The 20,368-nt window shown below is 36.5% G+C and carries 18 protein-coding genes; 7 read left to right on the plus strand and 11 right to left on the minus strand.

All coding sequences use genetic code 11. The features are described from left to right. Positions 1-65: 65 nt before the first annotated feature. Complete coding sequence (locus MHH95_RS16990; RefSeq protein ID WP_340728565.1) at positions 66-3,263, minus strand: DEAD/DEAH box helicase; 3,198 nt, start codon at positions 3,261-3,263, stop codon at positions 66-68. A gap of 165 nt (positions 3,264-3,428) precedes the next feature. On the opposite strand from MHH95_RS16990, the gene MHH95_RS16995 reads away from it, so the two are divergent. Both MHH95_RS16995 and MHH95_RS17000 read left to right on the plus strand, forming a co-directional pair. Further along, the gene (locus tag MHH95_RS16995; RefSeq protein WP_340728566.1) at positions 3,429-3,899 is read left to right on the plus strand and encodes a DUF2975 domain-containing protein; all 471 of its coding nucleotides are present in this window, start codon (positions 3,429-3,431) and stop codon (positions 3,897-3,899) included. 9 nt (positions 3,900-3,908) lie between these two features. Continuing rightward, positions 3,909-4,118, plus strand: coding sequence for a helix-turn-helix domain-containing protein (locus MHH95_RS17000; RefSeq protein ID WP_340728567.1), 210 nt, complete (start codon positions 3,909-3,911; stop codon positions 4,116-4,118). 36 nt (positions 4,119-4,154) lie between these two features. Here the strand turns inward: MHH95_RS17000 and MHH95_RS17005 are convergent, their stop codons facing one another. Next, the gene (locus MHH95_RS17005; protein WP_340728568.1) at positions 4,155-5,198 is read right to left on the minus strand and encodes an acyl-CoA dehydrogenase family protein; all 1,044 of its coding nucleotides are present in this window, start codon (positions 5,196-5,198) and stop codon (positions 4,155-4,157) included. 20 nt (positions 5,199-5,218) lie between these two features. Further along, a complete protein-coding gene (locus MHH95_RS17010; protein ID WP_340728569.1) occupies positions 5,219-5,734 on the minus strand; it encodes a DUF4242 domain-containing protein in 516 nt (171 codons plus the stop codon). Between the two features lie 206 nt (positions 5,735-5,940). Between MHH95_RS17010 and MHH95_RS17015 the strand changes: the two genes are divergently transcribed. Continuing rightward, positions 5,941-6,369, plus strand: coding sequence for a winged helix-turn-helix transcriptional regulator (locus MHH95_RS17015; protein WP_339213238.1), 429 nt, complete (start codon positions 5,941-5,943; stop codon positions 6,367-6,369). A 16-nt stretch (positions 6,370-6,385) separates the two neighbouring features. Here the strand turns inward: MHH95_RS17015 and MHH95_RS17020 are convergent, their stop codons facing one another. The 3 genes from MHH95_RS17020 to MHH95_RS17030 are packed head-to-tail and all read right to left on the minus strand — an operon-like array spanning position 6,386 to position 8,897. Beyond that, on the minus strand, positions 6,386-7,147 hold the full coding sequence (locus MHH95_RS17020; RefSeq protein ID WP_339213240.1) for an ABC transporter permease: 762 nt from the start codon (positions 7,145-7,147) through the stop codon (positions 6,386-6,388). Positions 7,148-7,167: 20 nt separating this feature from the next. Beyond that, complete coding sequence (locus MHH95_RS17025; protein ID WP_340728570.1) at positions 7,168-8,100, minus strand: ABC transporter substrate-binding protein; 933 nt, start codon at positions 8,098-8,100, stop codon at positions 7,168-7,170. 20 nt (positions 8,101-8,120) lie between these two features. Next, positions 8,121-8,897 (minus strand): ABC transporter ATP-binding protein, encoded by a 777-nt coding sequence (locus MHH95_RS17030; protein WP_340728571.1) that lies wholly within the window; start codon positions 8,895-8,897, stop codon positions 8,121-8,123. Between the two features lie 213 nt (positions 8,898-9,110). Here MHH95_RS17030 and MHH95_RS17035 point away from each other — a divergent pair, with 213 nt between their 5' ends. Then, complete coding sequence (locus tag MHH95_RS17035; protein WP_340728572.1) at positions 9,111-9,674, plus strand: GNAT family N-acetyltransferase; 564 nt, start codon at positions 9,111-9,113, stop codon at positions 9,672-9,674. A 41-nt stretch (positions 9,675-9,715) separates the two neighbouring features. Here MHH95_RS17035 and MHH95_RS17040 read toward each other — a convergent pair whose 3' ends face one another. Beyond that, positions 9,716-11,512, minus strand: a complete 1,797-nt coding sequence (locus MHH95_RS17040) for a carbon starvation CstA family protein (RefSeq protein WP_340728573.1) — start codon at positions 11,510-11,512, stop codon at positions 9,716-9,718. Between the two features lie 421 nt (positions 11,513-11,933). Between MHH95_RS17040 and MHH95_RS17045 the strand changes: the two genes are divergently transcribed. Then, on the plus strand, positions 11,934-12,194 hold the full coding sequence (locus MHH95_RS17045; RefSeq protein ID WP_340728574.1) for a KGG domain-containing protein: 261 nt from the start codon (positions 11,934-11,936) through the stop codon (positions 12,192-12,194). A gap of 289 nt (positions 12,195-12,483) precedes the next feature. After that, positions 12,484-13,038: an integrase gene (locus tag MHH95_RS17050; RefSeq protein ID WP_340728575.1), complete on the plus strand. Its 555-nt coding sequence runs from the start codon at positions 12,484-12,486 to the stop codon at positions 13,036-13,038. Between the two features lie 66 nt (positions 13,039-13,104). Here MHH95_RS17050 and MHH95_RS17055 read toward each other — a convergent pair whose 3' ends face one another. Continuing rightward, on the minus strand, positions 13,105-14,769 hold the full coding sequence (locus MHH95_RS17055; protein ID WP_340728576.1) for a ribonuclease J: 1,665 nt from the start codon (positions 14,767-14,769) through the stop codon (positions 13,105-13,107). Positions 14,770-14,901: 132 nt separating this feature from the next. Here MHH95_RS17055 and MHH95_RS17060 point away from each other — a divergent pair, with 132 nt between their 5' ends. Further along, the gene (locus MHH95_RS17060; RefSeq protein WP_340728577.1) at positions 14,902-15,585 is read left to right on the plus strand and encodes a TraR/DksA C4-type zinc finger protein; all 684 of its coding nucleotides are present in this window, start codon (positions 14,902-14,904) and stop codon (positions 15,583-15,585) included. 134 nt (positions 15,586-15,719) lie between these two features. Here the strand turns inward: MHH95_RS17060 and MHH95_RS17065 are convergent, their stop codons facing one another. The 3 genes from MHH95_RS17065 to MHH95_RS17075 all read right to left on the minus strand — a co-directional run bounded on the left by MHH95_RS17065 (position 15,720) and on the right by MHH95_RS17075 (position 20,351). Then, entirely contained in the window at positions 15,720-16,631 is a 912-nt protein-coding gene (locus MHH95_RS17065; RefSeq protein WP_340728578.1) for a glycine betaine ABC transporter substrate-binding protein, read from the minus strand. Positions 16,632-16,851: 220 nt separating this feature from the next. Further along, entirely contained in the window at positions 16,852-17,724 is an 873-nt protein-coding gene (locus tag MHH95_RS17070) for a CAP domain-containing protein (protein ID WP_340728579.1), read from the minus strand. Positions 17,725-17,987: 263 nt separating this feature from the next. Continuing rightward, positions 17,988-20,351, minus strand: coding sequence for a bifunctional 2',3'-cyclic-nucleotide 2'-phosphodiesterase/3'-nucleotidase (locus MHH95_RS17075; RefSeq protein WP_340728580.1), 2,364 nt, complete (start codon positions 20,349-20,351; stop codon positions 17,988-17,990). Between the last annotated feature and the right edge of the window lie 17 nt (positions 20,352-20,368).

Here is a 20,368-nt window from a genome sequence, read left to right on the forward strand (position 1 = left end):
TTTTAAATTATGCACGATGCGAACTTACCTTTAAAAGCTCCTCTTACGTGAACATATGCAAAAAGTTAAATCATTAAAATTTCACGGATGTCTTGCTCGGTTAATCTACTGTTAGACTGGTCATCTCCATCCAAAATATCGGAAATGAGCAGTTTCTTTTTTTGCTGAAGTTCACTCATCTTTTCCTCTATCGTCCCATTTGTAATGAGTTTGATAATTTGTACAACTTCCTTTTGTCCCATTCGATGCGCACGGTCAGCTGCTTGTTCCTCTACTGCCGGGTTCCACCATAAATCATATAAAATCACGGTATCTGCCCCTGTTAAATTCAACCCTGTTCCTCCTGCTTTTAACGAAATTAAAAACAAATCGCGCTCTCCATTATTAAAAGCATTGCAAAGAGCTACACGCTCCTCTGATGGAGTTTGACCATCCAGGTAAAAATACGATTCCCCACGCTTGGATAGCTCAGTTGCAATCATTTTCAGCATTTGCGTAAACTGCGAAAATATTAGCACACGGCGACCTGATGCTTTCGATTGCTCCAACAGGTGAAACAACTGCTCAAATTTTGCAGAACTTCCTTTATAGCCTTCGACAAATAGGGCCGGGTGACAGCAAATTTGCCGTAGTCGGGTTATGCCCGCCAAAATTCGAATACGATTTTTATGAAACGTCTCTTTGTCTAAATGTTTCATTGTATCCACCCGTAACTTTGCCAAATACGCTGCATATAACGCTTTTTGCTCGGGAAAAAGTTCCGTTTTTTCGATTATTTCCTCTTTTTGAGGAAGCTCGTTCAGCACCTGTTCTTTCATACGGCGCAACAAAAACGGTCGAACTCTACGTGCAATATCTTTCCGTTGCATATGTCGGAACTCTTCTAGCTCCCGGAATAGCTGAGGAAAAACAACGCGATAGATTGACCATAATTCGGACAAGGAATTTTCAATTGGTGTACCCGTTAAGGCAAAACGGTTGGTCGCGTTAATTTTTTTGACTGTACGTGCCGTTTGAGTTACCGGATTTTTAAATGCCTGTGCCTCATCAAAAAATACCGTATGGAAATGTTGTCGTTCATAAAATGATATATCACGTCGCAATAACGGATATGTTGTAATTACAACATCTTGTTCTTCCATTGATCGCAGTAGGGCCCTTCTCTCTGACACATCCCCATCCACAACAATTGCTTCAACTTCTGGAGCAAATTGCATGAACTCATATAGCCAATTGTAAGAAAGTGATGATGGACAAACGATTAATACAGGTTGTTTATTCGCACGGACTATTTCTAATTCGGACAAGATAAACGCAATACTTTGAATCGTTTTGCCAAGTCCCATATCATCTGCAAGTACACCGCCAAATCCATAATTGGAAAGTAATTTTAACCAATTGTAACCATGCTTTTGATAATCTCTAAGAATAGATTGTAGACTTGGCGGAACTTCGAACGTTAGTGATGCTGGATTTAACAATTGTCCGGTAAATTCTTTAAACGATTGTTCCGCTTCAAAAATTGTACTCTCTTCAAATTGCTCCAAAAACGGCAAGCTATCTAAAATCGGCATGTTAAACGTTAATTCGTATTCATCATCTTGTGCTGGTATGGCTCTTAAAAAGCGCTGAATTTCTTCTATTTCCCTCGTTTCCAATGACAGCAATGCTCCATCTTTCAGTCGGTAATATTTTTGCTTCACTTTAATAGCCGCTAAAATTTCTTTTATCTGCTTATTCGAAACCCCATCCATTTCAAATTTAAATTCAAGCCAATTTGTCCGTTCTTTTTGTACATTTACTCGAATTTTAGGGAAGTTATTTTCCTTTGCAATACGTAATTTAACAGAATTTGTTGCATAAATTTGAGCGAGCTTTGTTAATTTCGGAAGTTGGTGAAATAAAAAATTATATTCGAGCTCCTCATTTTGCATATAGTAACCGCCATCTGTTTTCGTAAATCCACTTTCATCCATTAACGCTAAAATAGTTGACTCTTTTTCAATATCTCGAATAATTAGCACTTCATCCGATATGTCATATTCACTTAATGGTTGAATAACAAACTGCCCATATTGAAACTCCAAACCTGCAAGAAAGCGATTATTCACACGATCTAAATAAACATTCGCAACTAATGGTGTTTGCATTTGCTGTAATGAAAGGGCTCTATCCATTGTAACGTTACCGATCTTTTTCAACTTCGGAATAATCTGCTCTAAAAAGTAGTTCCAATGTGATTGCTCGATTATTAACTTGGATTGCTGTTGAAGTATTTTCTTTAATTCCAATAGTTGCGTCATACTTTCATCGCTAATTTGTGTCATTTCTCCATCAAACAGTACTAAGTGATAACTACGTAGTAAGACCGTTCGTTCAATTCCTTCTATAGTAAGCTCATAATGCTCACCTTTTTCATTGATGAAAAAATGAAGCGCTGTAGGTCGAGCTAAAAGTTTAATCCCACTATAGCTTTCATTTTGATAATTGACTGAAACATCTTTTATTTCCGAGAGTAATGAAGCAAGGTGATGCCATGATGATGGCGGAATGATCAATAGATGTTCTTTAAAATGGATTGGCTTATTTTGCGTAGTTTCTATATATAATGCATCGTCTTCTACTATTTTGATAAGGAGCTGTATCATAGCATCGTGCTGTGTTTCGAAGCAGAATCGCTCAAAGTTATAAACCGTTCTTTCTGAAATCCGATATGATTTTTTATTTTTAATATGTGTTAAAAAATCACGAATAGATAACACCCGTTCCCCATTTACTTGGAGCTGGATAGCAAAAAGTGTGTCACCTTCTATAGATTGGACTGGTGTCAGCGAAAAGTGCACATCCATTATTTCTCGCTTTTCAAAATGGCGTTGCTGACGACTCGTTTGTACTTTTGGCTCTTTGAAAATAGAAAGAAAGCTATTTTCAAAATCTAAATTCTGCTCAATAGGAATCGTATGCGAAGAAGGAGATGTTTTTTTATTACGATTTAAAATAGCAATAAGCACCGCCGCAACATGTTGACAGCTTTTACTGTAGCCCTCTAATGTAGGGCAGCTACAGGAGGTTTTAAACTTACCAGTAGTCTCTTTTTCCACACGGACAATGAATTGTTCTGTACTTTTCACAACCGCTTCTCCGAAAATATCCGTATATTGCAGGAAATTTACTTTCCCTGTTTGATAAAAAGTCTGTCCTTTTTTAAAAGAAACGGTCCCGCATAGATCTTTTATCTGATTTTCCGAAAGTTTAATATCCATGCTGATCCCCCTTTTTCTTTTTAGTTCATTTTCTCATGTACCACATTGAAATACTAGCTCCAAGCAATTCATAGAAAAAATATTCACCTTTCAATACATATTTATTGTAAATCGATAAATATAATCTTATTATCAATATAAATTTAAAATAGCGAGGTGGAATTTATGAAGCGTGAAACAATATTTTTAAAGGTTGCCGTCGTTATAATTGGTTTACCGATTGCTGCAGTGTTAACGTATTTAGCTTATGATTTGATTTTCGTTCCAAAAACGAAGGCCTTTTTATTGTTCATTCCAATGGTAGCTGTTATGTATCTCTCTGCAATACCTTATTTTATTGCTCTTTTCCAAACGACAAAATTATTAAGCTATATTGATCAACAGCTTGCTTTTTCCAATTTATCGGTAGAAGCTTTAAAAAAAATCAAGCGCTGTGCGATTGCAATCAGTGTATTGTTTATTGTAGATTTACCGTTTTTATTTCGTATTGCAGATATAGATGATGCACCCGGAATCATGTTATTTTCACTTATTATCATTTTTGCATCAATCGTCATCGCTGTATTTGCAGCTGTTCTACAAAAGTTGTTAACACATGCGCTAGTGTTTAAAGCTGAAAATGATTTAACGATATGAGGTGAAAAGATGACGATTATTATTAATATAGATGTTATGCTGGCGAAAAGAAAAATGAGCGTGACCGAACTTTCTGAAAGGGTCGGCATAACAATGGCGAATATATCTATTTTAAAAAATGGCAAAGCAAAGGCCATCCGCATTTCTACATTGGAAGCAATTTGTGAAGCGCTTGATTGTCAGCCAGGGGATTTGTTGGAGTATCGAAAAGAAGACTAATCTAAAAAAGGGGCTAACTGGATAGCCCCTTTTTACTTAAGTGAAATTTGATTTTATTTTTTCTAAATGACGGACAGTTGGCGTTAAATTTGCAAAGAAGTATGCTTCACGCAATTTGCGGGAAGGTACGCTACCAGCTACATAGCCTGCCGCACCATTATGAATCATATTTGCCTGCACTGCAGCTAATGTATCATGGACTGCCTGTAAACGCGTATTTACTACATCTTTTAGTGTTAAATTGCTTGCTAATTGAGTTAATTCCGCTTCAATTCTTTCTTGATGGTTACGTAGTTCAGTTGCCTGTACTTTCAAAAAGTCATTACAGCCGTTTTGCTTTGCTTTTACTTTCTCTATGCCATCAGCTGCTGCAGCTATAACCCCGGCACCAAGCGGAACTTGGTAGTAAATGAATGTCGGTCGTATAATATCGCAAAATGCCTTTGCATCCTCCGATATAACAAAATCATTTGGAATAAGGACATTCTCAAATTTACAAGTATACGTTGCACTTCCATTTACCCCGATAAACCCAAGTCGTTCGGTCATTTCCAAACCTGATGTATTTGTTGAAACGAGCACCATCACTTCCCGTGTATCAATTGTAGCAATCGCACCAAAATAATGGCGCTTCCCTAAATTCGATACAGCTGGTAATGTCCCGTTAATAATATAACCTGCTTCTGTCTTTTCGGCAGTTAAATGAAGCTTCTCTAATCCAGAATAGTATTTCATTGCATTTGATAAGCCTGTTGCCCCTAACTTTACGCCATTTTCTAATTGAGGCAACACATCATTTTTCAAAAATGAATTATCACTATTTCTTAAGTAAGTTAATGCGGCTAGATGGCACCAAACACAAAATGCTGTCGTCATACATACCTTTGCTGTTTCACGGACAACTGTCGCTTCATCTACTAATAAACTCGATTGATCTTTATTTGCCGATTGGAAAAATCCAGCCTCGCCTAATGCTAAAATATAGCTTTCTGCATAATGTGCCTGCTCATCGACTTTCTTTACTAAAGGTTTTAATTTCTCCTCGATGATTTGCGCTAATAATTGTTTGTTCAATGCCATTCTCTCCGCATCCTTTCCTTTTAGTCCGATAATTCCGTTAACGATGTAATCGGTGTTTGTACTGCTTCACGTGCACGTTTTACAGCTGCTTCGTCTGGTGCATCATAGAAGCATAAGCACTTTGTCATATCTTCACATACATACGTACGAGAGAATTTTACATCAGGTACTTCTTCATACTTTACAGAGTTTTTCTTTTTGCGTTCCAAATATTTTTCCATTGTAATTTCAGCAGGAATTTCCCACTCAACTAAATAATTTACTTGCTCGCCGCCAGCTTTTACTTCATCTAATTCTTTACCGATTAAACGAACTTCCTTAATTAAGTCGATGGAAACACCTTGTGATTGTAAAGCTTCTTTCGCTGCTTCTTCTTCCGTTGCTTCAATAATAAAATAGCCGCGTGAAAAATTCTTCGCTACTTGTACTTCGATAACCCCTACATTTTTTGTTGCATGCACTTTATCTACTAATGTCGAAAATGCCTCTTTTGAAGATACTTCATTAATTGTTGATTCTACTAAATATAAACTCATTTAAATTCCTCCTAGTAGTTAATATTAAATTTCTCTATATTCAAATAGGCGTCCAATTAGATCGCACTATGAATATCAATAATTAATTGCACCTATTTGTCATGAGGTACATATTTTTGAAAATTTCAAACCCCTTATAAAGTTAAAAAAATTAACTCGCTTTGCATAAAATTAATGTTTATACTAAGTACGAAGGAGGCATAAGCATGAAAACTCGTTATGATTTACCTTGTAACATTGCACAAACATTAAATATTCTCGGGGATAGATGGACACTTCTAATCATCCACGAACTTCTAATAGGTGAAACAAATTTCAATGATATTAAGCTCAAGCTACCCGGACTTTCGGCAAACGTTCTTTCCAATCGTTTAAAGGAATTAGAAGAAGCCCATATTGTCCAAAGCGAACTTTATGTTGCACATCCACCTCGTTACCGCTATACACTAACCGAAAAAGGCACTGCCCTGGAGCATGTATTTAATGCGATGATTATTTGGGGAGCTGAGCATCTTGAAACTTGTTATAAAGAAATTGTCGATCCTGATGAAAATCGGGTTGAAATTGGGTATTACTCTACTAAAACGGGTGATCGAATCGACAATATTCAAATACGACCTATAAAAACTGTCTAAAACTTTTTAGGCAGTTTTATTTTGCGCCGCCCCAAATACGATTGACCCAACTTTCAAAATAATGAATGCCTTTATCTAACGCTATTCCAAGAACCCCAATGACAACGATACAAGCCATTACTAAATCAAGACTTAAAGAATTTCTTGCATCAATAATTAAAAATCCTAACCCTGATTGCGCACCGACCATTTCACCCGCTACAAGGAAAATCCACGCAGAACCTAACGCCATATGCAAACCATTTGCAATCATCGGGAATGATGCCGGTAATACAATTTTCCGTAATGTTTCAAACGGGCTCATTTCAAAATTGGAAGCAATACGTAAATAGGTTTTGTCTACTTTTTTGACAGCAGATACGGTCGATAAAAGGACCGGGAAAAAAGCAGCTATAAAAATTATGACAATCGCGGGCATATTGCCAATGCCAAACCATAATACGATAAAAGGTGACCATGCAATTGGAGAAACTGGACGCAATACTTGAACAATTGGGTCCACTACTTTCCATACGATTGTCGATCTACCTAGTAGAAGGCCTAAAATAATGGCCACAATTACTGCTGCTAAATAACCTGAAAAAAATCGAAATAAACTAATTTGAATATGAACAAACAAAGAACCATCCGAAATGATTGCTAATAATGCTTCCCCCACTTTTAAAGGCGGAGGGAAGAGTGCTGCCTGATGTCCACCGATCAAGATGGCAAATTGCCAGAAGATAAGAAGCAGTATAAAGCCAATCGCAATCGGTGACAGTTTTTTCACTATGGCCATAATATCCCTCCGTTCCTCTATTAATTTACAAAGCTAGCATCAACAAAGTCTTCATAGGATGGTGGGTCATCAGATAATCCCATTTCCATTAATGCATCACGTAAAATAGCATAGCTTTCTTGTTCAATACTTAAATTGTCATATGAAATCCAATCAAGAGAAATATCCAACACATTTTGATCCACAGTTAAATATTGCCCGACCACTTCATGCATATGTTCGTCTTTTCCTTGTGCAAGCTCTCCGCCTGCTACATAGTCGTTAACAAATTTGTCGGCTAATTCTTTATTATCTTCAATAAATTTACCTCGTAATACTAAGCCGCAATCGATGGAATCTTTCCATATTTCTTCTGACTGATACAATACCTTACCATTTTCAAGCGCTACAGAAATCGCTCCAAATGGCTCAGCTACAACATAACCCGCAATTCGCCCTTCTGCTAAAGCTGCCGGCATTTCTGCTGGCGGTAGTTCGATTACATCTACTTCATCATAGACAATGCCATGTTTTTTCAGCATTTCATACAACAAAATATTATGTGTAGAAAACCTGCTTGGAATTGCAAAGGATTTTCCGACTAGCTCTTCAACAGAATTAATATCATTACCTGCAATTAAAACATTGCCATCACGGTGACCGAGTGCCACTGCTTTTAAATCAATGCCTTTTTCCTTTGCATTCATAGCTAATTGGATCAGTACAGATGCCCCGTCAATCGCTCCCGTATTAAGTGCATCCATTAGTTCTGGCCAAGAACCAAACTTTACTAGCTCTAAATTATAATCCTCATAGTTCTCATCATTCTGCATATATAAAGGCACTGCATGTGTAATTGGCAAATAGCCAATTTTTATTGTTGGTTTTTCCCCATCGACTGCAGAATCGTTATTTCCGCATGCAGCTAAAAATGTAACGAATAACATTGTCATTAATAAAAATAGCTTTTTCATCCACTAACCCTCCTTAAAACTTAAATATTAAATTCGATCGTCGCTTTTTCGTGTGTAAATTGAAATTCATTAAAAATTAATTCTCGATAATATTGAAAGTCTGCATCAGCACGATTTCGTTCCTTTGGTAATCTCAATACAATTTCTTTATGAATCTCCCCAGGATTTGGCTTCATTATTAAAATGCGGTCTGCTAAATAAATAGCTTCATCAATATCATGCGTTACTAACACAATTGTCATCTTTTCTCGATGCTGAATTTGTATTAATTCATCCTGTAAATAGTAGCGTGTAAATGTATCGAGCGCGCCGAATGGTTCATCCATTAAAATGACCTCTGGCTGCATTGCTAAGGCACGTGCAATAGCAACTCGTTGCTGCATCCCACCAGATAATTCACTAGGTAGAGCATTAGCCCGATCCTCTAATCCAACCATTCGCAAATAATGTAGAGTTCTTTCAGATATTTCCTGCTTTGATAAACTTATATTTTCAATCCCTAACTCTACATTTTTCCGGACAGAACGCCATGGCAGTAACCCATAGTTTTGCATCAGCATAATACATCGCTTACTCGGTTTCTTGACAGGCACTTCATCGAGCAAAATTTGGCCGTTGTTTACCGCTTCAAAACCGCCTATACAATTAAGCAATGTACTTTTTCCACAGCCGCTTTTCCCTAAGATTGCGATAACTTCACCTTTTTTTATATCGAAAGAAATATCCTGCAGTACTGTCGGCCCCTGTTCACCATAAGACTTACTCACATTCCTAATATCAATCATTACCGAAGACAATTACCTTTCACCCCAATGCCGATTATTCAACTCGGTTTTATATTATATGAGTTATATTATTATACTTACTTAAATAAAACAACCTTATTTTCCAATTTATTTTTATTTTCTAAAAAATTGTCGGTTATTTTATGAATATAATATAGAATGGAACAATATATAGTTATCTACATAGTGATGGAAGTTCATTTAAAAAAGTGAGGTAGAAATAAAATGAAAAAAGTAAAGTTAGTTCCCCATGATCTTCGTTATGCGAAAGAAATACATCGTTTATCTCAGGCACCCGAGGTAAAAAATGCACTTGGGTTACCTACTCAGTCCATAGAAGATACGGAAAATTTTATTATTAATAATTTAATAGAGGAATCTGAAGGAAAAACGGTTTCTCGTGTAATTCTAAATGAGGAAGAAAAATTAGTTGGTATTACGACACTAATGTTTATTGACCAACATAAAAAACATTGTCACATTGGTAGTTGGATTGGTTTTGAGTTTTGGGGGCTTGGCTATAATTTGCCATCTAAAATCGAAATTTTAAAAATCGCATTTGAGCAGTTGCAATTAGATGTTGTGTTTGCAGGTGCGCGTACTGTCAATATTCGTTCACAAAAAGCACAGGAAAAACTACCGTTCATCTCATTAAATGTAGAACAACAATTTCAGGAAGAGCATTCATTACTGGAAGAGAGACAAAAACAGCCTTGTGTACTAAATGCAATTTTAAAAGAAGATTACTTAAAATACTTATCCATTACACAAAACGGTCAGGAAATTTAGAGGTTTCTCTAATTTTCCCGACCATTTTTTAAATCTATAATTTAGTTTGCTGTTGCCTGTTTTGTAAAGCGCGGATGTGCCCATAGTTCACGCCATTTAATAAATGATGTTATGACAATAATTAAACCTAGCGTTAACATGATGATGGATAAAATTCCATTTAAAATATTATATCCACCAGCCATACTGTTCCAATAGACATTTTTCACCATCCAGAATCCTGCTACGTTTACTGTAATATATAAATATACTAATGGAATAAAGCATGTTAATACGTAAATGCGTTTATCTGCAATCTTCAGTACGAAAGTTACACCACATACTAAACCGATTGACGCCATCAATTGGTTGGATACGCCGAATAATGCCCATACGGATGCAATATCCCCGGAATTCAATAAGTAGCCCCACATGACACAGGCCAGGGCGCTCGCACCAATTGCACCGGGCAGCCAATCGGTTTTCTTTAATGGCTTATACACATTTCCTAAGAAATCTTGAATTAAGTAACGAGCTGTACGTGTACCTGCATCGATGGCTGTTAATATAAATACCGCTTCAAACATAATAACAAATTGATAGAAATATGCCGTTAGATGACTGAACCATTCCACCCCGGCAAATATCGATGCCATACCGACAGCAAGCGTAACTGCGCCCCCTGTACGTCCTTCTAAATCCATCCCAATTGCTTCAGATAATGCAGGTAAATCTACTACAGACATTCCTAATGTTGCAAATTTTTCAGGCGTTGAGTTAATTGCAAAATAATCTCCAGGATGTAAAACCGTTGCTGCTATTAGAGCCATAACCCCAACGACACATTCTACGAGCATTGCCCCAAAACCTACAACACGAATATCTTCCCAGCGATTTAGCATTTTCGGTGTTGTTCCTGAACCGACAAAAGCATGGAAACCGGAAATCGCACCACAGGCAATTGTAATTGAAACGAATGGCCAAACAGGACCCGCAACGATCGGTCCTCCGCCACCTAAAAAGTCAGGAATAATTGCTGGAAACTGAATTGTAGGATTAATAATAAATACACCGATAATCAAGGCAATAAATACACCTATCTTCATAAAGCTACTTAAATAATCACGTGGCGCTAATAAGAACCATATTGGTAAAGCTGCCGCAAAGAATGCATAAATCGGTAATAAAATTGATAATGTTTCACGGTCTAATGTTAATACCTCACCGAGCCAAGTCCCTTGAATCGATGGACCGTAGAAGACAGCCGCTACGAGCAAGACGACCCCTATAATAGTAGAGAGCTTCAAGTTACCCGTGAACTTATTAATTAAGCCCATCAGCATAGCAATAGGAATTGTCGCTGCAACAGCAAATGTTCCCCATGGATTTTCTGCTAATGCACCTAAAATTACCATTGATAACCCGGCCATTGTAATGGTGATTATGAACAGCATTGCAAGACCTGTACAAAAGCCCGCCACTGGTCCTAACTCTTCACGCATAACTTCAGACAATGATTTTCCGCCTTTTGTCATCGATGCAAATAGTACGACTGCGTCATGGACTGCTCCACCAATAACAGCACCGATTAATAGCCAAAGATAACCTGGCAAATAACCGAATTGTGCAGCTAAAATTGGTCCTACTAATGGACCTGCAGCTGCAATAGCCGCAAAATGATGTCCGAATGCTACCCATCTATTTGTCGGTACATAGTCTTGTCCGTCATTTTTTTCATGAGCAGGTGTTGGCTTGTCTTCATTAATTTTTAAAACTTTCTTAGTAAAGAAAATACCATAAAAACGATAAGCTATTACTAATATACAAATAGCCCCTATAACTAGTGTAATTGCATTCACTTCTCTTTTCCTCCTAAATTATATTTTTGTTGTAATATAACAATATCAAAAAAAACCTCTGTTGTATTACAAAAATTAAAAATTAACAGAAAATTTTGTGTAATAGTCATTTTAACTTACAAAGTTACAAAATTGAATACATTTTCCATTTTATAAAAAGATATTAAATATTTTTTTAAATAGAAGAAGAATTAATTTTTTTTTTGGCAGTCATTATTTAATGATAAATTCTTATATAACATGGCGCTGTAACCAGGCACTCTAAGGGTTCATACCATGCTCAATTAAGATATATAATAAAAATCAATCATTTACTTGTAATATATTTGAAATATAATTAATGTTTAATAAATGTAAGGGTGGGAATTAAACTAGTAAGCTTAGCAATAGGCTTAAAAAATATTCTAGGAGGATGTTAGAAATGGCTAATAACAATCGTAACCAGAACAACAATGGTAAAATGACAGTTCAAGAAGCGGGTCGTAAAGGCGGAGAAGCTACATCCAATAACCACAACCAAGAATTTTATCAAGAAATCGGCCGTAAAGGCGGAGAAGCAAGTAATGGAAACAACCAGAACAATAATGGCAATAACAATGGTGGTAAAATGAGCCGTGAAGAAGCTGGCCGCAAAGGCGGAGAGGCTAGCCGTAGAAATAACAACAACAATAATAACAATTAAGACAATCAATATGGATGAAATCAAATAAAAATGAACAGTAAAATACGCGTATTTAATAAAAAGATGCTTGCCGTTGTATAAACACGGCAGGCATCTTTTTTATGCATAAATAAGCACTATAACAAGCTTTAAGCCGATTTTTCACTTTAAAGAAATAGCATATTACATAAAATTGTAAACAAACAATTTGAAAAAATTCAATAAAAATTATATATTACTTTATGTTCATTTATAAAAACAAATATTTTAATATAACTTATTTATTAGAGAGAGGGAAATGACATTATTCATGCAACAATATACAAATCAATATCTTAAAGAAATTATTCATTCTACTATTCTAGCTACCGGCATGAATATTGAATTAAAGCAAGATTATACAGGTGTAAATATGAGTTATAATTTCATTACGCATATCGTTAGTTTCGATGCTAATCGTTTAGTAGAAGCTGCCGCAGAATTCTCTAATATTATACCTTTAGAAATATATATAAATGCTTTAACACTGCACGAGCTAGGACATGCTCTTGACAGACCTGCATTACAGGCTTCCCTTCCAAGAACAATTGATTTTTTTGAAATGAGAAATGAAAATTCTTTAAATGAAATCTATAATACACCTAGCCTTTTAAGTATGATTATTGAAGAACATATAATGAATATTGCCTTCGAAGAGACAGCATGGTTTAATGCAGAAATCCTTAATAATAAGTTACAATTAGTAAATATCGATACGTTTAAAAAAATAAAAAATCACAGTTTGTCATCATACTTGAATAATTACAGAGAAGATTTAGCCCTATTTAAGGAAATTCAAGATGAAGCAGAACTTCTACCGGCATAATAATTTAGATAATATAAAAACGTCCTGCAAGAATTTTTATCCTTACAGAACGTTTTTTTGTGGCATTTAGATTTCAATAACAATCGGTAAAATCATTGGTTTTCTCATTTTCAACGTAAATATATATTGATCTACAGCTTTCTTAATCGCCTTTTTCATAGCAAATGGATTAGATTCCTTAAAGTTCATTACTGCCGCTTTTGAAATCTCATTTATATCATTTATTAATGCCTCGGATTCTTTGGCGTAAACAAAACCTCGTGAAATACTATCCGGTCCTGAAATAATCGAACCATCATATTTACTGATTGTGATAACAATTACAAGCATACCCTCTTCTGATAACTGCTTGCGATCCCGTAGTACAATTTCTCCCACTTCATCACTGCCAACACCATCTACATACGTATCTCCTGCAGTAATGGCACGAGTTTGCCTAGCTTCCGCATTTTTAATATCCACAATTTCCCCATTTTTAAGTATAAAAGTATTGTTGTATTTAACGCCAACTGCTTCTGCAAGTAATCGGTGGATATGAAGCATGCGGTATTCCCCATGAATAGGAATGAAATACTTCGGTTTCATAAGGGTCAGCATCATTTTTAAATCTTCCTGATAGCCATGACCTGATACATGCATTCCTGTTACACTTGAATTTCCATATACAACTTTTGCTCCAAGCTGAAATAAGTTATCAACAATTTTGGAAACGTCCTTTTCATTACCCGGTATTGGCGAAGCAGCAAAAATCACCGTATCCCCCTGTATTACTTTGACATCACGGTTTCGCCCTGTTGAAAGCCTGGATAATGCTGCTAGTGGCTCACCTTGGCTACCTGTACATAATACGACTATCCTCTCGGGAGGAAGTTCTCTCATATCCCGTGGTTCAACTAACATCCAGCCCGGGATATCTAAATAACCGAGCCGCATTGCGACAGAAGTAACGTTTACCATACTCCGACCAAGCAGTACAAGTTTTCGGTTCGTCTTTTTTGCTGCTTCCACAATCTGTTGGATTCTATTTACATTGGAAGCAAATGTAGAAATAAATACCTTGCCTGTCGCTCTTAGAAATTCTTCTTCTAAATGACTGGCAATAATTTGTTCAGAAGGGGTAAACCCTGGTCGCTCAGCATTTGTACTTTCGGATATTAGTGCTAACACCCCTTCTGTACCGATTGCCGCCATCTTATGAATATCCGAAACTTGATCGTTTACAGGGGTAAAATCAAATTTAAAATCTCCAGTGTGTACTATTTTCCCTTCCGGAGTATCAAATACAATACCTAAACAATCCGGGATACTATGGCTTGTTTTAAAGAACGTTACAGACAAATGCTCAAAATCAATACGAGATTCAGCATTAATCTCATTTAAAACAGTATCGCGTAAAAGTTTATGTTCCTTTAATTTTAATTCGATTAATCCAAGCGTAAATCGTGAAGCATAAATAGGCATATTTAACTTCTTTAGCATAAAGGGAATGCCGCCAATATGATCTTCATGCCCGTGCGTCACAATTAAAGCTTTTATTTTATGTCTATTTTCTTCTAAATAACTTAAATCGGGAATAATCAAATCAACTCCCAATAAACTTTGGTCTGCAAATTTTGCACCACAGTCAATAATTACTAGCTCTTCCCCATATTCAATGACATACATATTTTTTCCGATTTCATTTATACCACCTAAAGCGAAAATGGAAAGTTTATTATCGGTATTTAGCAACTTTTATTCCTCCTGTTCGCATCATAAAAAATAGTATTGCCTATACGGTATGAACTATACGAGAACGGAGATTGAAGTCATGAAATATTTTGCGTTATTTCGTTCATACTAACTAAGAAAGGAATGATAATGATGCTAACAGAAAAACAACTTGCGAAATTAAAAAAACAGCTGATCGAACAAAAATCAGAATTAATCGGTGATGTAAATGAAAATGAAAATGAACTACTTGCCCGCGCAAGCTTACGTGATTCAACAGATGAATTATCAACAGTCGATAATCATCCGGCAGATTTAGCAACTGAGTTATACGATCGCGAAAAGGATATGGCGCTAAAAGTCCATAGTGATGATCTATTGGTACAGGTAAATGCTGCTTTTGAAAGGATGGAACATGGTACATATGGAGTTTGTGCAAAATGCCATGCTGAAATTCCTTATGATCGCCTTGTAGCAATACCTTATACAACATTTTGTATTGACCACAGTGTAGCAAAATCAGTACCAACCGATCGTCCAATTGAAGAAGATCTGCTTCATCCTGCTGTAGACAATTCATTCTCAGATAGAGAAGATCATGATGAACTGCAAGATAATGAAGATTCCTTCCAAATCGTTGCTCAATACGGAAATTCGGATACACCGGCCGATTTTGAAGGAGATTATGACCATTACAATGATTTATATAAGGACAAAGACGGTGAGGAAATGTATTCGGCTTTGGAATTCCTCCATGTTTCTAAAGAAGAACAGCTTAACGGGCAAATTTCGCAAAAGTATGCGGATGAAGCAAGCAAATATGATTATTTGGAATGATAAGTAAAATTGGCTATGGAGAGCCGAACATGGTTGGTGCTCCTTCATGCGTGAAGCTCTTCCCAGCAAACAGAAAAATACAGCCTGTTATTTTTTATAATAACAGGCTGTACATATTTAAGATTATTTAATTGTTATTCTTTCGGCTCTAAATCTTCAATTGAATCAATATCTACATAAGACGGTACAACGAATCCATTTTGTGTACCTTCTAAGTTTTCGCCTAAATCTACAATATCGTCTTTATGTTTTTCATAAAAAGCGTTGTGAGTTGATGGTAACCATGGTGCTACAGTGACATCCCCTTCACCTGTTGCAATTGCTTGGAACATAATTGCAGGATCAACCGGTGTAACTTCAACTTCATATCCTAATCCTTCAAGGACAAGTTTGACTACACTGCTTGATGCAAATTCAGAATCCCAAGGAGTTGAAATGATTTTAACCTTCTCACCATCAGCTTGGGCGATATCTTTTGTCCATTCACTTACTTTTTCTTCGTTGTTCTCAATCCAAAGAGCTGCAGCTGCATCAAAATCACCACTATCTTGTGCATCATACATCACTTGCTCCATATCTTCCGGCTCCCAATAGAAACGATCCATTACTGTATACACATCCGGCAAGTCTTCTTCCAACCCTTTTCTTGCAAGTGTTTGAATATTTTCCGCTCCACCTAAAACACCTTTAGGGTCTTCAAGAATTTTTAAGTCATAGGCAGAGAATTTCCAGTGCGGTGTCCAACCTGTCACAATGACTGGCTCTTCGTTACGAATTGCCTGTTCTAAAGTTCCAAGCATTCCTGCAGTTGAACTTTCCTGCAATGTCCATCCTTCCAGATTTTCGTATTCATCTAATACATCTTGTGATAGACCTGTCAATCCAGCGCCGGGTTCAACTCCGACTATCGTATAGTCTACTTGTTCACTAAGGTTATTGTTATCTCCGTTTTCACTACTGCTACCATTAGTATCATCTCCGCACGCAGCCAAAAGAAGTGCTGAAGAAACCCCTAAAGTCATCCCAAAGGTTTTAAATTTTTTCATCTTAAATATCAACTCCAAAAATATAATTTCGTCTACTCCTTCAAAAGCAACAACCCAATTCTAACAAGAGGTTGTTACTAATGTCAAACGAGTACTCTATACAGGCTTATTTTTTTGGCAACGCGCTGTTATCTATATAACTAAGGAGTATATTGAATAAAAAAAGAAGCATCTCCATGATTGATTTACTCAGTCATGGAGATGCTTCTATAAATAACTATTATTGTTTAATGAATTGTTGCGTCCAAATATTACCGTCCTTCACATACCCAACACCGATATGTGTAAAGTTTGCATTTAAAATATTTGCACGATGACCTTCAGAATTCATCCAAGCTGTAACAACTTCCTGTGCTGTACGTTGACCTTTGGCGATATTCTCACCAGCTGCCTTATAGCTAATGCCTAGTGCTTTCAAACGATCAAATGGACTACCGTAAGTTGGACTTGTATGAGAGAAATAATTTTTATCTTTCATATCTTGTGATTTTTCACGTGCTGCCGCCATTAATGGTGCATGCGTTTGAAATGGTTGTAAACCGGCCTTTACACGCTCAGCATTTGTTAATTCTACAACTGCCGCTTCCATTGCATCTATGTCCGATGAATTAGATGCTACGGTGTTTGTTGGTTGTTTTGCAGGTGACTGAGTCGACGTTTGTGTTGTTTCAGTTGCTTTTGGTTGTTCTGGTGCTACTTCCTTCACTGGCGTTTTTGGCTGTTCTGATGTTGCTTCCTTCACTGGTGCTTTTGGTTGTTCTGGTGTTGCTTCCTTCGATGGTGCTTTTGGTTGTTCAGCTGGCACCTCTTCAACAGTACCTTTTTCATTTTTATTGGAAACAGACTTTTTAACTTTTTTAATTTTAATTGAAATTTTTCCATCTTTAAAATGATCATTTTTAATCTCAATAAAGTTAGACACCGAGTTCCCATTATTAAAATATTTATTAGATGCTATCTTTTTATATTCATAATTTTGAGTAGATTTATATTGTGGTGTTACCTCTCCTCCAGTTGATGATGCTGCGTTAGCTGCTGGAGCTTGAGTAGCTAAAAGTGCAAATGCACAAAATGTGATAAAGCTTTTTTTCATTTTGTACGCCTCCTTTCGTACCCCTATCGTAAAATACTTTTTATTAAATTTTTTCACCTATAATTTGGAACGATACCCATTGCGAATTACGAATGCTATTAAAATGGTGTTTTGTGATATAAAAGTTGACCAATAGTTACCACTAACTCCGAAACTTTCATTCCATATGGTGTTGACAAAGTTCTAATTCTCCGATTCTATACACCCATAAACAAAAAAGCAGAAGTTTCTCTTTGTGTGAGGAACTTCTACTTTTAAAATTTTTAGTTAGTTTTTAATCCATATTTACCAAAACCATCTGTACCTTCACCAATATAATGAATTTTACTATTTTCATCTAACACATCGACTGCTTTTTTCGACGATTCAAATACCACTTTCACGTTTCCTGGAAACGCAGCAAATTTCCAGTTACCATCTGCACTTGGATCAATTGTTTTTTCAGCTAAAATATAGTCGATGATTGCTTGACGGTTTTCATCTGGATATACTTCAACTGCAGTCGCGTTTCGTACACCTGGGAATGTTCCATTCGCACGATAGTTATTTGTCGCTACAATGAACTCCTGTGATAAATCGATCGGCTTTCCATCATATTGTAAGTTTACAATGCGGGAAGCCTTTTCATTAACTATATTTCCACTAGCATCATATTTGGCTGGTTGTGTTACATCAATTTCATAAGTGACGCCATCAATCACATCATAGTTATATGATCTGTACTCAGCATTAATTAGTTGTTGTTCATCTTCTTTATTTATATCGATTTGGTGGAATTGACCAGCAGACATTTCAAGCCATTCTTTCACATCAGCACCTGTCACTTTTAACATAGCTAATGTATTGTCATATAAATATAGGTCTGCAACATTCTTAATTGCCAACTCACCTTTTGGTACGAATGTGTAGTACTCTGGATCACTTCTCGTTCCTGCTTTAAATGGCGCACCCGCTGATAATACAGGTAGACTTTCAAATGGTGTTCCTTTAATTTTATCTTTTACATAAATCGCTTGGGCATTTGTTACGATTTGAATGGAAGGGTCATCCTGCACTTGTGAGAAATAACTATGTATATTTGCTGTAGTTGTTCCTACTGCCTGACGCACATAATCAATTGTCCCTTCATGGGCTTCTTTTACGCTTTCCACAACTGCACTGCTTACATTTTCATTATCTTTTGCAATTTCACGCACGGCACCTTTTCCTGAAATCACATCCCAAGACTCAGCTTTTTTCTCAAGCTCTAAATCAATTACTCCTAGATGGCTACCAAATTTACCTGCCATTACGATAGGTACACCGTTCATTGTTCCATTATCAATATCCACATTCGGTAAAGTGCTATCTACTTTTCCTGGGAATACATCATGGGCATGTCCTGTTATAACCGCATCTACATCGCTGATTTTTGTTAATAGATAGGATACATCTTCCTCACCGATTTCATGTATATCATCACCCATACCTGAGTGCGACAGTACAACTACTACATCCGCGCCAGCTTTCTTCATCTCTGGAACGATTGTTTTTACCGCTTCTACAGAATCATCTACCGTTACTTTTCCTTCTAAATTTGCTTTATCCCATTTTAAAATTTGTGGAGGGACAATGCCTGTTACACCAATTTTAATCATCGTACTTTTTCCTGTAGAATCAAGTACTTCTTTTTCAATCATGACATACGGTTCATACATTAATTTCTTAGTTAAAGCATTTCGTACATTCGCATTAACATACGGGAATGGTGCATCATCTGTTACTTCATCAATAAATTCTAAACCGTAATTAAATTCATGATTGCCATAAGTCGCTGCATCATAATCTAGCGCAATCATTGATGCAATAGAAGGATGGACTTCTCCTTCTTTTAATTTTTTCACGGATTGAATGTAAGAGCCAAGAGGCGTTCCTTGAATGGCATCTCCATTATCAAATAATACCGTATTCGGGTTTTCCTCACGGGCTTTTTCGATGAGCAGCGCAGTTTTTGCCAAGCCTAAACTATTCGTTGGCGCATCTTTATAATAATCATAGTTCATAATATTAGTATGAATATCCGTCGTACCTAAAATGCGCAATGCCACGGTCGTATTTGCTTCAACTGGGTTATATTCCGCTAAAAACCGCTGCAGAATCTTTTGCATTTGCATTTTCGTGACAAACTCATTCGGTTTGATCGTCCCGTCTTCATAGCCTGTTAATAAGCCTAACTCTACTGCCTTTGCCATCTCTTGACGATTCCCAGATCCAATTTTATTCGCATCTTTAAATTGATTTAATACATTTTCGGAATATTGTTTTTCATCCTGTATACCCCTAGCTGCAATAAGGAAGGCATGTGTGCGTGTCAATTTTTCATTTGGTGCAAATTGTGTCGGTGTTTTACCTTTAATTAACTTTAGTTCCACAGCCTTTTCAATATATGGCTTCAGTGAATCGGGTACGTCCTTAAATTTAACGGATTGTCCAGAACCTACTTCTACCCCTAATGCATCAATGACTGCCTTCACAAAATCTCCGCGTGTCATTTCTTCATTGTTGGAAGTAGATGCCGCTGATACCCCAGCCATTCCACTAGTTAAAAGTGTTAATGTAAGGGCCGAAGCAGAAAGTTTTTTCCACATTTTTTTCACTCCTATTA

This window comes from Solibacillus sp. FSL K6-4121, assembly GCF_038002585.1.
Taxonomy (GTDB): Bacteria; Bacillota; Bacilli; order Bacillales_A; family Planococcaceae; genus Solibacillus; species Solibacillus faecavium.